This is a genomic window from bacterium (assembly GCA_016124905.1).
In the GTDB taxonomy this organism is placed as follows: domain Bacteria; phylum Pseudomonadota; class Alphaproteobacteria; order Rickettsiales; family RI-342; genus RI-342.
On the sequence record WGMV01000034.1, the window covers coordinates 20884 to 35720 of the forward strand.

General features: G+C 58.5%; 4 protein-coding genes and 1 tRNA gene. All 5 read left to right on the forward strand.

Going from position 1 to position 14837, the window contains the following annotated elements; translation table 11 throughout:
- Positions 1 to 2 precede the first annotated feature (2 nt).
- On the forward strand, positions 3 to 230 hold the full coding sequence (locus GC177_08980; protein MBI1276090.1) for a F0F1 ATP synthase subunit C: 228 nt from the start codon (positions 3 to 5) through the stop codon (positions 228 to 230).
- A gap of 82 nt (positions 231 to 312) precedes the next feature.
- A complete protein-coding gene (locus GC177_08985; GenBank protein ID MBI1276091.1) occupies positions 313 to 789 on the forward strand; it encodes a hypothetical protein in 477 nt (158 codons plus the stop codon).
- Between the two features lie 2 nt (positions 790 to 791).
- Positions 792 to 1271, forward strand: coding sequence for a F0F1 ATP synthase subunit B (locus GC177_08990; protein MBI1276092.1), 480 nt, complete (start codon positions 792 to 794; stop codon positions 1269 to 1271).
- A 52-nt stretch (positions 1272 to 1323) separates the two neighbouring features.
- The gene (locus GC177_08995; protein MBI1276093.1) at positions 1324 to 3210 is read left to right on the forward strand and encodes a SpoIIE family protein phosphatase; all 1887 of its coding nucleotides are present in this window, start codon (positions 1324 to 1326) and stop codon (positions 3208 to 3210) included.
- A gap of 70 nt (positions 3211 to 3280) precedes the next feature.
- Positions 3281 to 3356, forward strand: a tRNA-Ala gene (locus GC177_09000).
- The last annotated feature ends 11481 nt before the right edge of the window (positions 3357 to 14837 follow it).

Below are 14837 nucleotides of genomic sequence, written 5' to 3' on the forward strand. Positions count from 1 at the left end.
TCATGGAATCGGAAGCTTTGAAATTCATCGGCGTTGGCTTGATGGCATTCGGCATGCTCGGCGCGGCACTCGGCGTGGGCAATATTTTTGCCGCCATGCTCAACGGCATTGCCCGCAATCCGGCTTCTGAAGCCAAACTCTCCAAATACGTATACGTAGGCGCCGGTTTGGCGGAAGCCATGGGCCTGTTTGCGCTCGTGATCGCCCTGCTGCTGATCTACGCTGTATAAGCATTGGATTACGCGTGCCCGGGTGGTTTCCACCCGGGCCTGACGATTTCGTATTCTACAACTCCATGCATAGGTGCCATTCATGAGTGCAGGCATGCCGCAGCTGGATTTCGCGACCTACCCGTCGCAGATTTTCTGGCTCTTCACCACGCTGATCGTGCTGTATTACATGCTCGCGCGCCATCTGCTGCCGCCGGTGGTGGAAATGGTCGAGCAGCGCAAGCAGCGCATCGCCAGCGACATTGATCGCGCCAAGAAAATGCAGCAGGAAGCCGAGCAGGTGAAATACGAATACGAGCTCGCCCTGCAGAAAGCCCGCGCCGAAGCCAACAAGATTCTCCAGAACACCGCCACCCGCATCAAAGCCATGCAGGATGAGCGCATCGCCAAGCTGGAAGAATCCCTCTCCCACCAGATGCAGGAAGCCGAATCGCGCATCCGCCAAAGCAAGGAAAGCCTGTCGAAGGATATTTCCGCCATCGCCGACAGCCTTGCGCAGGATGTGGTGAACAAGCTGGTCGGCGCGGATAACGTGAAACCTCTCGGAAAAAGGGCGTAACCATGGAAGATCCTAAATTCTGGGTAGCCGTCTCCTTTGTTGTTTTCGCCTTTCTCGCCTGGCGCCCCCTTAGCAGGTTCATCGCGTCCGCTCTGGATAAACGCGCCGACATCATCAAGCACGACCTGACTGAGGCCCTCCGCCTGCGTGAGGAAGCCCAGAACCTTCTCGCCACCTTTCAGCGCCGCCAGCGCGATGCGATGATCGAGGCGGAAGATATCGTTACCCGTGCCAAATCCGAGGCCGACCTCATGCTGCACGAGGCGGAAAAAAATCTCGAGGAAATGTTGAACAAGCGCATCGAGATCGCCATGGCCAAAATTAACCAGGCAGAAACCCAGGCCGTTCAGGAAATCAAGAGCCAGGCCGTGGATGCCGCCATGAACAGCGCGCAGAACCTCATCGCCAGCCAGCTCGGCAAATCCACTTCGCAGGAGTTGTTTCAACGCTCCCTGAAAGACATTCAGAAAAAGCTCCATTAAGCCTTTTTTGGCAATAGATACCTATGATTTGCCTCCACTTGGAGGTACCTAGGTGCAGCTATACGCCCCCGACATTGCGCCCGACATCGTTCAGCAAATCACCAACTGGCTGACCGGGCATGATATTCAGGCGGCCAACACGCCTGTTCTCGGCTTAAGCGCCAATATCCCCGCAGGCGACATTGGCACCTACACCCGCAGGCAACCTCAAAAGCCCGACTGGTGGCTGAACATTCAGCATCATTGCCCTGCGCTGATGCCCTATATCCCGCGCAACCAATCCCCCCAGGCGACACTGGACTGCCATATCGGCATCCGCCGTGGATATGAGCCAGCCCTGGCTGGCGCCATTGCCAGACTGGCTGTTAAATCCATGCTGATAAACGAATCCCAGCTGGTTGCGTTTCAGACGGTGTTACACGAAGCCCTGCTGAATGCCCTTCTGCACAGCCATCTGGATATGCAAAGCGCCTATGACGATCTGGATTCCTTCAACGAATTCCATCAGGCCATTCAGGAGAAACTGCAAAAACTCCCCGGTTATTTATGGATCGGCATGCGAATGCAGCTTCAGACAAACGGGGTGACCCTTTCGGTCACCAACCAGCTGCGCCTGGCGGAGGAATTCCCCCTGCGCGGGCCGCTGGCCATGCACGGGCGTGGCTTGAATGTCATGCGCCATTTCTGCAAACAGGCAGTGTTTTACCCCCTTCAGGGCGAACTGATCGCCAGTTTTAACCCACCCCGCACCTCGCCCGCACCGGCAGACAAAGCGGCCCTCAGCCCTTCCATTCTGATTGTGGATGATACGGCGTTCAACCTGCGCCTGCTTGATCAGATGCTGCGCATCAATGGCTACAGCAACATCCATACGGCCATGGATGGCCGCGCCGCACTGGACATGCTCCCCCATATCGCGCCGGATCTTGTTATTCTGGACCTGATGATGCCGGTGATGAACGGCTATGAATTCTGCCAGGCGCTTCGTGCCATGCCGGCTTATGCCAACCTGCCCGTGCTGGTGCAGACGGCGCTCACTTCGCCGGATGAAAAAACCCGGGCGTTCGATGCAGGCGCAACCGACCTCATCACCAAGCCCATCGGCCTTTCGGAACTCCTCGCCCGCACGCGCGTGCATCTGGAAAACCGCGCCATGCTCAAGCACCTGCATAATTACCGTGACAAAACCGAGCAGGAACTGGCCGAGGCAGGCCGACTGCAACAAACCCTGCTGCCCACGCCGCGGCTGCTGAAGCAGCTGGAGAAAACCCATCATCTTCAGGTTTCCCATTATACGGAGAGCTCCTACCAGGTAGGCGGTGATTTCTGGCAGCTGGTGCCATTGGATGCCGAGCATGTCGCCATCAGCAACATCGATATTTCCGGCCATGGTATTTCCGCCGCCTTCAACAGCTTCCGCCTGCACACACTGCTGGAAACCTTGCCCGACAAACACCGCCCCGACATGGCACTGGCCAGCCTGAATGTCAGCTTGCAGCAATGCCTCCCGCGGGGTCATTTTGCCACCATGTTTTACGGCGTGCTCAACATTTCCACTCATGAGCTGGCCTACGCCACCGCGGCCTGCCCTCCCCCGTTGCTTTACCGTGCCGGGCAGAACGCATGCGAACGGCTGACCCAGCCCAATTACCCGCTGGGTGTCATGGCCAACGCAACGTTCAAAACCCATGTGACTCCCTTTATGCCGGGCGACAGCCTGCTTCTTTACAGCGATGCCCTGCTGGAAGCCTACCCCGCCGGGCAGGCGCACACCCCAACCCATGTGTCGGATATCGAACATTGGATGAAGGAAAAACAGGCCGACGGGCCCGATGCGCTGGTGAAACACATCCTGCGGGGTTTTCACGCACATGGCGGCGGCGCCCCCGTATTGCATGATGACCTGACCATCGCCGCGCTGAAGCGCCTTCCGGCGTGATTTTTCTTGTTGCACCCTGCGCGGAATGGACTATGTTGCGGCCCTCGCCAGCCAAAAGGCTTTTACGCGTGGGGCTATAGCTCAGCTGGGAGAGCGCTTGCATGGCATGCAAGAGGTCGTCGGTTCGATCCCGATTAGCTCCACCAAACAAAAAGGCACCCTTCGGGGTGCCTTTTTGTTTATGCGCCAGTTTTATTAGTCGGCTTTATTATTGGTCGATCACGATATCGGCCTCGGGCTTCACCGTAACCAGGTTCGCGTTATAACTGAACGGATCGAACTGATAGGGCAGATCCATCGGGCTATTATAGAAAGCCCCCTGCTGCGGCGATACCAGATCCCCTTGCTCCAGCCGACGGGCGAATGCCGAATTAAGCGTGGCATCGGGCGCCTGAATGCTCGGCACTGCCATAGGCAGATCAAGGTTGGAGATGCCTGGCATGCGCACCGGATCACCCCCCATGCCGCCACCGCCGGAACCGCCGCCACCCGTCGGCGGCACCGGAATGGTCCCTGTAATGGTCAAGGTACCTGGCGTGAAACTGACGAGGTTATAGTTATTGTCGTTGAAGCCGGTGATGGTGATGGCATGCGTCGTGCCCGGCGCGGCCGTGGCATTGGCCGTCGGCGCGATGGTGACGTTATAGGCGTTGATGGCCGTGGCCGTGTCGCCCCCTGCCGCCAGGTTGCCCCAGCTGACGATACTGCCGTTCAGGCTAGGGTTCGCCTGGCCGTAATTGCGGCTCGTGCTGCCCAGGCTCGCCGTGATGTCCCGCTTGGCCACGTTGATGTCGCCCGCCACGTAGCTGATCGTGTAGCCCGCCGTGTTCGTCAGCCCGCCCGTGATCGTGGCCGCGCCCACATAGCTGCCCGCGTTGGCGAACTGACCCGCGCCCGCCGCGTAGGTCGCCGTGCCGCCAAACCCGATGCTCAGCAGCGTGTCGCCGCTTTCCAGGCTGCTCATATCCACCGTGTAGCCCGCCAGGTTCGCCGCGTTCGCATCCCCATAGGCGCGGCCGTAATCATTCACCCGCACCACCAGCGTCGGCGCGCTTTCATACAGCAGCTCGTTGCCGTTGGCCGACAAAGCCCCGCACGCGCCGCCATAGGTGCAGTTGTAACGGCGGAAGTCCGACGCCAGGTCGATCAGGCTCACTTCCGTCGGGCTGTCCGCATACACCAGCCAGCGGCCCGTCCCGGCATCCAGGTCGCCGCCCACCGCCTCCGTAAAGCCGCCGTCGGTCACAAAGGTCATCACCGTGCCCGGGCCAGCCGCCGTCGAGCTCACCGTGCCCGAAAGCGTCATCACCGCATTCCCGTTCATAAACGTCACCGGCGATGCCCAGCTCGACGTGCCGAGATTCATCGCACCGGTGTTCACATTCCCCACATACACCTGGCTGAACCCGGCCTGAATCCGGGCGATCTCCGCCGCGCTCAACCCATAAGCGCCCGCCGCGCCGGCAATGTTCATGCTGCGCCCGTTCGTGCTCTGGCGAAGCGCCAACTCGCCCGTGCCGCTCACGTTGCCGTTCAGCGCAATATCGTCCGATACCAGCGTCAGGTTCTTGTTCCCCGCCGCAATGGAGCCCGTCGCACCCACCGTAATCGTCCCCGTCCCCGCATTCACCGCCCGCGTAACACCCGCAGCACCCGAAAGCGTCACCGCACCGTTGATCGTGATATTGCTGTCATCCGCAACCAGATCCGCACCAAGCGTATGCGCATAATTACCCAGCACAATCGTGCCAGCGCCAGCACTCGAATTGCTCGTGTCTACATTCGCGTTAAAAGTCGTCGGCCCCTGGAAGCTGAACGATCCATCACTCCCAACCGCCGTACCAAGCGCAGAAGATACCGTGATGCCCGTGTTGCTTACAAAACTGGTCGGACCATCAAAGGCATACGCGGTGTCGATATCCATCGCGCCCGCATTCGCCTGGCCGATCGTCAGGCTGCCATAGGTCAAATCACCCAGCAACCCGTTGCTGATAGCCAGTGTGCCCGCTCCGGCGCCAACCCCAATGGTCGCGCCCGCGCTGTAATTACGAATGGTAAGACTGCCGGAAGTACGAATCATGCTCGCCGCATTGCGTTCAATCCGGTCGGCATCGATCACCACAGCGCCCGTGGCGGATGCACCGCCGATGGTTGCGCCCGCCTGGTTCAGCACAATGTCCGCGCCACTGGCGCTGCTGCCTGCATTGGCATGCACGTTCACGCTGCCGCTGCCAAGCGAAACAATGCCACCGCTGCCGCCATCCAAATAAAGCCCGGCATTATAGTTACCGGTCGCATTGGTCAACGCCGTCACATCCAGCGCGCCGCTGGTTGCATAAACCCGGCTTGTATCACCTGCCGCGCCACTTCCGATGTAAAGACCGTGATTATTATCGCCCCCCGGAGCTGTGGTTACCTGGGCATCCACGGTGACCGCGCCGGTGCCGGTGGAGCCGATCTGCGCATTGCTCTGAAGAATGCCCCCCGTCAGGTAGGATGCCCCTGCCTGGTCGCGCCCCGTAACGTCGATAGCGCCGTTAACCGTGGTGATGGTGGAATTCACCAGCCAGAACCCGGCTGTTGCAACACCTGCCGTGCCGCCTGTGGCGGTAATATCGATATCACCCGCCAGCAGGGTGCTGATGGAAGAACCGCCGTTCATCATTAACCCGGCGGAATTACCGCTCACACCCGTGCCACCCGTGGCATCAAGGGTAATATTACCGCCCGCCGTGCTGATAGAAGCATTGCTAAGGTCGATACCGTTGGCGCCGCTATCCGTACCATTGCTATGAGCAGTGATATCAATATCGCCGCTGCCCGTGCTGATGCTGGAGGCATTCGCCCAAAGCCCCGCTGTACCGGTTACATCCGCCGTAATATCGCCCGAAGCCGCGCTGATGGTCCCTGTATCAAGGTAAAGGCCGTTATTATCTCCCAACCCGACCGCGCTGCTGGTGGTGATGTCGATATCCGCCGCATTGGTGGCCGTGATCGCCCCGCCTGCGCTAACCATAATACCCTGGCTGCTATAGCCTGTACTGTTTGCTGTTCCGCTCAGTGTGATGTCGCCTCCGCTGGATGAAATCGCACTGCCCGCGCCCGCGACATAGATACCATGGTTGCCCGTTCCCCCCGCCGCCGTAGCTCCCGTACCCGTCACCGTCACCGTGGACGCCCCTTGCGAGCGGATCTTGCCACCTCCGTTCACCAGCACGCCATAGGCATCCGCCGCACTGATATTATCACCGCCATGACCCTGCACATTAATGGCGCCAGTGCCCGCCACCGTGGATTGCACGAAGGAATTGGCCACCACCGTGCCAATGGCTCCGGCCGCACCATGCCCCGTGAGCGTCACGGAACCGCTGCCCTGGGTTTCCACCGTCGACCCGTTCCATAGGTAGATACCCACGCTGGAGGCCTCAAGTGTGCCGGTGCCGTTCAGCACCAGGTTGCCGCTGTTGGTGCGAACCGTCGCGCCATTGACCAGGTTAATTCCATGGTTGGCCGCGCCGATGCTCGTCCCGCCGTTACCGGTAATGGTCACGCTGCCCGCGCCAACCGCACCCGTGGAAGCAAGCAGGGCGCCGTTGCCAATCACAACCCCCTGGGAATCCGACAGGCCATCCCCGCCCGTACCGGTAATATTCACTACCCCGGTGGAGGTAAGCACCTGTGTGCCAATGTCATTGATATCCACGCCGTAATAGCTGCCGCCACTGGCGATAGCACCCGTGCCGTTCATCGTAATGGCGCCGCTGGTGGATTGGATAATGCTGCCATTATGGATGCTGACGCCATAAACATAGTCGGAGATCGTGGCGTTCACGACACCATGCCCATTCAGTGTAATGGCCCCCGCGCCGGAAAGCAGCTGCGCGTTATTGAGTTCGATACCGGCTTCATTGCTGGCGGTGCCATATGCCGCGGCATTGGCCGCACTGCCGCCAACCAGAGAAATATAACCGCCGTTGGTGCTGATCACGGTGCCCGAACCAACCGAGATGGCGCCCAGCTGGTTATCGTCGTAATCGCTGTTCAGCCTGGTGCGGATGGAACCCGTGGTGGAAGTGATATCGGCTGAACCGCTGAACAGAACGGAATTATCCGCATTGAAATTCCAGTTCTTCGCGCCCGCCGTATTGGAAGAGAGCGTGCCGCCGGTCACCAGCAAATCAGCCCCGCTCATGAAGTTCACATTGCCGTTAAGCGCGCCTGTGTAATTGACGGTGGTATTGCCGGAATTGTTCCACCCGCCGGTCGCCCCCAGCCACAAGGCGCCCGTATTCCAACTCAGCAGGGAAAGTTCCGCATCACTCAGGGAGAAATTGGTCAACCCGGCCGCCGTGCCGATATTGACCAGGCGCCCCGCCGTGGTGGGCCGCAGCATGATATTACCCGAGGTCGTCATACTGATGGCGGCGCCCAGCGCTACTGAATCCGCCATGATGCGCAGCGTTTGGTCCGTGCCGGTGATGGTGCCGGTCGCCCCGGTGATGACCGTGGCCGTGCCCGCATTGATGTCCCGCGTGGCCGATGCACCGGACAACGTAACGGGACCGTTGATGGTAATGTCGCTGTCATCCGTGGTCAGATTCGCGCCCAGCGTATGCGCGAAATTTCCGAGCGTAATAGTGCCCACACCCGCCGAGGAGGGAGCCGCACTGACATTGGCATTAAAGGTCGTTGCGCCGTTAAAGGTGAAGTTGGCGTTGCTGGCTGCAGCCGTCATCTGGCCGCCCGCCACCGTAATCGTCTGGCCAGCCTGAGCGCGGAAAGTAACCGGATCGCGCCAGTTGCTGTAAGCATCCATACTCAGGCTACCGCCCGCTGCCGTGTTGCCGATATTGATGCCTGTCCAACCATTGGCGATATTATCCAGATCCGCGGTGGAAAGCGTCATGTTACCGGCCTGCCCCGCCAGCCCCATGGTGTAAGTGCCGTAGGTCTGCAAGGTAAGGGTGCCGCTGCCCGCCAGTGTGTTATTGATGTTCACGTCACCGGCTGTCGTCACCTGCACAGTGGCGACGGAACCGAAATTCTGCGCGCCGCTGAACTGGATCGTACTGCCCGGTCCGCTTTGCAGGTGGATCTGCGAACTGGCCGTGGTCGCCCAGTTGCTGTATGCGCCAATATCCATCGTACCGGTCTGGCCGGAGAGGCCTATCAGCAGAGTGGCAAAGCCAGTCATATGACTCAGCTCGGTAGCATCAAGCTGATATGCTCCCGCCCCGCCCGCAATGCCCATGTTACGATTGATCGTGCTTACGTCGAACCGAAGACCGATATTGGTACCGACCCCATTCATCGTACCGGCGATGTCGATATCGTTCGAATCAACACGAAGGCTTTCGTTGGTGGTGAAATTCAGCACCCCGGTCGCAGGCAGGATGAACGTGCCGGTGCCCGGATTGAAAAAGCGGGTTCCCTGCATGTTCACCGTGCCGTCCACCGTGATGTTGCTGTCATGCGCTGTCAGGTCCGCAGCAATCGTATGGCTGAAATTATTGAACGTGATCGTACCCACACCCGCGCTGGAATTGGTGGTGTTCACATCTGCATTCAACGTGGTCGGGCCGTTGAACGTGAAGCTGCCATTGCTTGCCGCTCCAGTGGACTGCACCTGATTGACGGTAATCAGACCGCTGCTGTTGGCGTTAAGTGTAAGGGGGTCTCTCCAGTTGGTGTAGTTATCCATATTGATAATGGTGGCGCGGCTGCTATCCCCTATCGAAATACTTGCCCAGCCATCGGTAATATTGTCCAGTTCGGCATCGCTCAGCGTGATGGTGCCTGCCGCGCCACCAAGACCGATGGTTGTACCATTATTGATGTTGGAGATGGTCAGATTGCCGCCCGCAGATGCGATGGCGGCATTAAGCTGCACCTCGCCCCCCATCCAGAAACTCATGTTATGGCCGAGCATATCGATGGCATTGGCAACGGTAGCGCCGCCGCTTCCACCCAATACGGCCAGGCTGGAATTGAAATTGAACCCATCCAGCGTAATCAGGCCGCTGCTGTAGCTACCAAATCTTACCCCACCCGTGCTTGCCCATCCATTATCCAGATAGCCAAGCTCTATATCACTTAAATCCAGCCCACCTGTGGGGCCGCCAAGGTTGATGGCACGGCTACCTGTTGCGGCGCTAACCATAAGAGTGTTGGCCGCGCCACCGGTGATATTCGCGCCAATGCTCATGTTATCGGCGGTCAGAACAAGGTTGTTGGCGAGGCTGCTGATGGTGCCGGTGGCGGCGGTTGTGAAGGTACCCGTACCGGCATTGATGATGCGGTCCCCCGCGCCGCCGGTTGTAACCGCGCCGTTGATGGTGATGTTGCTGTCATCCGTGGTCAGGTCGGCATTTAGCGCATGCACAAAATTATTCAGCGTAATCGTGCCCGCGCCCGCGCTGGAATTGGTCGTATTTACATTGCCGTTAAACGTTGTCGGTCCATTGAAGGTAAATCGCCCGTCAGAAGCAACCCCCGTCGTCAGCGCGCCGTTCACCACGATGCTGCCTGCATTGCTGCTGGTCAGCGTCAGCGGGTCGGACCACTGGCTGGCACGAATCTCCACATTGGTTACGGTTGTATCGCCCACCGTGATGCTGGACCAGCCCGGGATGATGCGCGTGAGCTCGGTGTCATCATACAGCGTCGTGCAGGTGCTGCCGCAGGTTGCGCCCGTGCCAATGCCGATGCGGCCCGCAAAGTAGGAATAAAGGGACAACGTGCCCGTGCCGCTGATGGTGTCATTCAGCGTAACTTCGCCATTGGTATAAATAGTCATGTTATTGGAGCCGGTATTCTGCGCGGCATTGATCTCAATGGGAGCAATCGACCCGAGAAACTGCACACTGTCGTTCCAGGCAATCGCGCTATTGACCTTGATATTTCCCGACTCGCCATAAAAATCAATATAGGCAAAACCATCCTGCAACAGCGCCAGCTCGGCCAGGCTTATATTCATGTTGGCGCCGCTGCTCGTGCCGATATCCATCGTCGCGCCGCCCTTGGCCCAGATCATGATATCGCTGGTGCCGCTGAGCGTGCCAGTAGTATTGAAATCACGCCCGACGATGTTGATGTCGTACATACCGCCGATAATACGTCCGTCCGTGGTCGTGCCATTGTCATTGATGCTGACTAACCCAGTTTCAGACCAGATATAGACAGCATAGGCTGCCAGGCTGGTGGGGCCGTTGACATTAATGGTACCGGCATCCGTGCGCAGATTGGCCGTCAGGCTATGCGAAAAATTTTCAAGCGTGATGGTACCGGTCGCACCGGCGGAATTGCGGGCATCCACCACGGCATTGATGATGGAAGGCCCGTTGAAATCGAAACTGGCATTGCTGCCCACCGCCGTGGTTTGTGATCCGCTAACGGTGATGTTGCCGCTGCTGCCGTTACGGAACGTGATCGGGTCGCGCCAGTTGCTATACGTATCCACCGTCATGGTGGATGTGCCGGTGGAACTGCCGATGGTGATTTGCGACCAGCCATTAGCCAGGTGATCCAGTTCAGCATCATCAAGATTCAGCGCGCCCGCGCCACCGCCCAGGCCAACGCTGGTGGAATCCGTGCTCGGCACAACATACAGATAGCCCGTGCCGCTGATATCGGCATTGATGGCCATGTCCGAATCGGTAAAGAATACCAGCGTGCCGCCATTATAAGTCTGCGCGCCGCTGATGGTCATCTGACCGGAGCCCGTCGCAAGCTGCGTGGCATCGCTATTGTTCCAGGTATACTGCCCCACATCCATCGCGCCGCTGCCCCAGGCAAGGCCGATATTCAACGTGCCCCAGCCGGAGATGAAATCCAGCTCGCTGTCATCCAGGTTCAACCCGCCCGCGCCGCCGCCAAGGCCGATGCTGCGGTTAGTGCTGAACTGGCGGATATCAAGCTGCCTCGTGTTGGTGCCGGTGATGGCACCCTGAACGTCCATATTATCGCCAATCAGCACCAAATTGCGTGTACCGGCGGTAATGCTGCCGGTATTAGAAATACTAATACCGCTTGTGCCAGCATTGATAGTGCGGGTGGTGCCCGCCGCGCCGGAAAGAGACACAGCACCGCGAATCCCGATATTGCTGTCATCCGTAGTTAAATTCGCGCCTAGTGTGTGGGATCCGACATTGCGCAATATGATCGTACCGAGACCCGCCGCTGAATTGCTGGTATTAATGTTGGCATTGATAGTTGTACCGCCAAAAAAGTCGAAAGCACCGTCGCTGCCTACCGCAGTTGACATGGCGGAACTGACAGTAATTCCTGTATTACTGTAAAAGGTCATCGGGTTATCAAATGCGAATGCGCTGTCGATGGTCATGGCGCCGGCATTGGCCTGGCCGATGTCGATACTGCCCGCTGTGATGTTGCCCAGCAGAGTGTTGGTGATCTTCAACGCGCCGGCACCGCTGCCTACCCCGATCGTGGTGCCTGCCGTACGGTTCCGCATGGTGACCTTGCCGGCGGATTGATAGGTTGTATTGGCATCGACAATGCCGTTAGCTGTAACGGTGATATTCCCTGTAGTCGCACTGCCGACCGTTGCCGAACTCCCCCCACCCAGATAGCCATATTCAAAAGCCGATGCACCGGAACCAACCGCTGTAATGGCGATACTTCCCCCACCGGTCGAATTAATGGACGGGTTGGCCCAATAGAAAATCCCCATGCCATCATTCGAACTTCCGTAAGCTGTTCCAGTAAGCGAAATACTCCCGGTATTAGTCTGAATTAACGTATCATATTCGATTGCGATACCAGCATCGCCACCCGCTCCATTGCCGCCATATCCGGTCATGGTAATGTTGCCTGCTCCGGTAGAGCGAATCGTGCCACCACCCGTGGCGCCCGCATCGGAATCATTACCGGTATAAATACCATAAGATTCGGTGCCATTGCCGTCATTACCATGACCTTCCAAGGTAATACTGCCGTCAACGGTAGTGATGGTGCCGGGAATCCATAGTCCCGGCGTGATGCTGTTGCCCGTAACGGAGCCAGGGCCATAGCCGGTTAGATTGATTGCGCCGGTACCACTGGTAGAGACCGTGGTTCCTTTACGCAGATAAATACCGCCGCTTGCCTGATGTGTACCATAATTGGTACCCGTCATGTTAATGGCGCCGTTGACGGAAGAGATCGTACCGTTATTCAGCCATACCCCGCCGCCCTGGTTATCAGCCCCGGTCGCACCGACACCGATCATGGTGATATCACCATTGCCCGAGGAAATACTGTTTGCTCCGGTAATAATCTGAATACCGGCAAGCGTCCCACTTCCCGGGCCGCCAGTCCCATTCATATATATCGTACCACCGTTACCGGTAGTCTGAATGGAGCTTCCATTCGTCAGCACAATACCGCTATGGTCGGCGGAATCACCGGCATTGGCATACCCGTCGCCACGCAGGGAAATAGCCCCACCTGCCGCATTCAGCGTCGCGCCATTAAGGATAATGCCGTTTTTATAACTTGCCGTGCCCACCGCGCTATTGGTGGCGGGGGTGGTGGTGCCGCCCAGCGTGATGGAACCGCCGTTGGTGGCATAAACGCTGCCGCTGCCAAGGCTGATCGCCCCGCCGGAGGCATTATCGTAATCACTGGCGATCGTCAGGTTGATGGAGCCGGTACTGGCGGTGATATCGGCCGATCCCGACGCGACAAATGAGCCATCAGCCAGGAACTGCCACGTTTTTGCACCAGCGGTGCTGACGGAAAGCACCCCGCCCGTATGCAGCAGGTCCGCGCCGCTCATGAAATTCACATTGCCGTTAAAGGCACTGGTAATGTTAACGGTGGTGTTTCCCGAATCATTCCAGGTACTGCTACCACCCAGCCACAATGTGCCGCCATACGTAATGCGCCCAAGCATGGCCGAGGTAATATCCAGCGTCTCGGTCGTCACGCCCACACCAACGGTGGTGGCGCTATTACGCGGCCGAATCGCCACATCTCCGGAAGTACGAATATTATCGTTATTGCTGAACGACATGCGGTCAGCGATCAGCTCAATAGTGCCGGTCGTTCCCGCATTGCCGATATCCTGAGCATTGCTGTCGGTAGAGATTCCGTCCGTCGTTCCCGCGCCCTGCCCGGTCAGTGTCAAAGTGCCAGCACCGGTGATATAGATGTCGGAACTATCCTGCATCCAAATGCCATAGCTGTTGCTGGTGGAGTTGGTGTTGATGCCCGTAACGCTCAACGCCCCGCCCGCCGTATAGACCTGCGCATTATCCATGAACTGCACGGCGCTGTTGTCGGTACCCGTGCCGCTGTTGCCGATGATGGTGAATGCTCCGGTACCCGTATAGGCGTTAAAATTGACACCGCCGAACTTGATACCGTGCGTATCCGCCCCGCCTGTACCGCCTGTACCGGTCAGGTTGATACTGCCGGTTCCCACGGCGCGGATATAGGTTGCGCTGCTGCCCCAGATATCGATACCGGCTGCCCAGCCGCCACCATTATTTACACCGCCGGTGCCGGTCATGCTCAACACACCGTCCGTCACTTCCACGGTGGAATCGGACAGCTCGATACCTGCATGGTCCGCACCATTGGTAACACCGCCACCCCAGCCGTTCAGCGTTACATTTCCGCCAGCGCTGGTCGTAATCAGCGTACCGTTATCGATGCTGATGCCGTCCCAGTCGTTACCACCGCTTGCCACATACCCACGGCCGCGGACGGAAATACTGCCCCCTCCGGCATTCAGGGTTGCGCCATTCAGCAGCACCCCGTCCTGATGCGCAGAGCCGCCAATCGCTTCATCCGTTGTCGGGTCAAGCCCGCCACCAAGAACGATCGCCCCGCCCCTGCTCAGCAATTGCGAGCCTGAGCCAACGGCAATCGCGCCGGTGGAAACATTGTCGCTGTCGGAATTCAGAGTGATATCGAATACACCGCTGCTGGAAGTGATATCCGCACCGCCTGTCAAGCTGATGTCGTTTTTCGCGCGCAGCGTAATGCTGGAACTGCCGGCCCCCGTGTAGCTGATATTGGCATTCACGGTAATGTCGTTATCGGCAATCAGCGTCAGCGTGCGCGCCGCCGACCATGTAAAACCGTTGGAAACCGTAATGTTACCGGGGCTGCCGCCTGCGGATGCCGTGGTGACGATGACGTTGGAAAGGGCCAGCTGGTTTTGCAGTGTGGTGGTGTTCAGAATCGTGCTCGCACCTGCGCCGGTAAACTGCGTACCGTCCCAGGCTGCGGCGTTTGCGCCGGTGGAAATAGTAATGTTGGTCGGGTCGAGCAGCAATGTCCCGATGGTTCCTCTATAGGAGCGCACATCCGCCGTTCCCACGAAATCCAGCCAATGTTTGCCGGAAACTTCGACGAAGCCGCCATTGCCGGATTCGGCGCCGCCTTTGGCTTCGATATGGCCGTAAAAGCCCGTATTCTCATCCGACCAGGTGATGACCTTGCCGCCCTTGCCGTTGGCGATGGCGCTGGCTTTGATGGTTGCATCCGCGCCGATATAGGTCGTTTTGGCCGCAGACGTGTCGCCCTGGCCCTGATAATCCCCGCCGATTTTCACCTCGCCGCCGCCCGTGCGGCCGCTCGCGTTGATCAGCGCATGGCCCGTCACCGCAACCGTGTCGCCC

Bases quoted from the DNA above. Each gene is read 5' to 3' on its own strand.
- GC177_08980 (MBI1276090.1), top strand. From the start codon at position 3: ATGGAATCGGAAGCTTTGAAATTCATCGGCGTTGGCTTGATGGCATTC.
- GC177_08985 (MBI1276091.1), top strand. From the start codon at position 313: ATGAGTGCAGGCATGCCGCAGCTGGATTTCGCGACCTACCCGTCGCAG.
- GC177_08990 (MBI1276092.1), top strand. From the start codon at position 792: ATGGAAGATCCTAAATTCTGGGTAGCCGTCTCCTTTGTTGTTTTCGCC.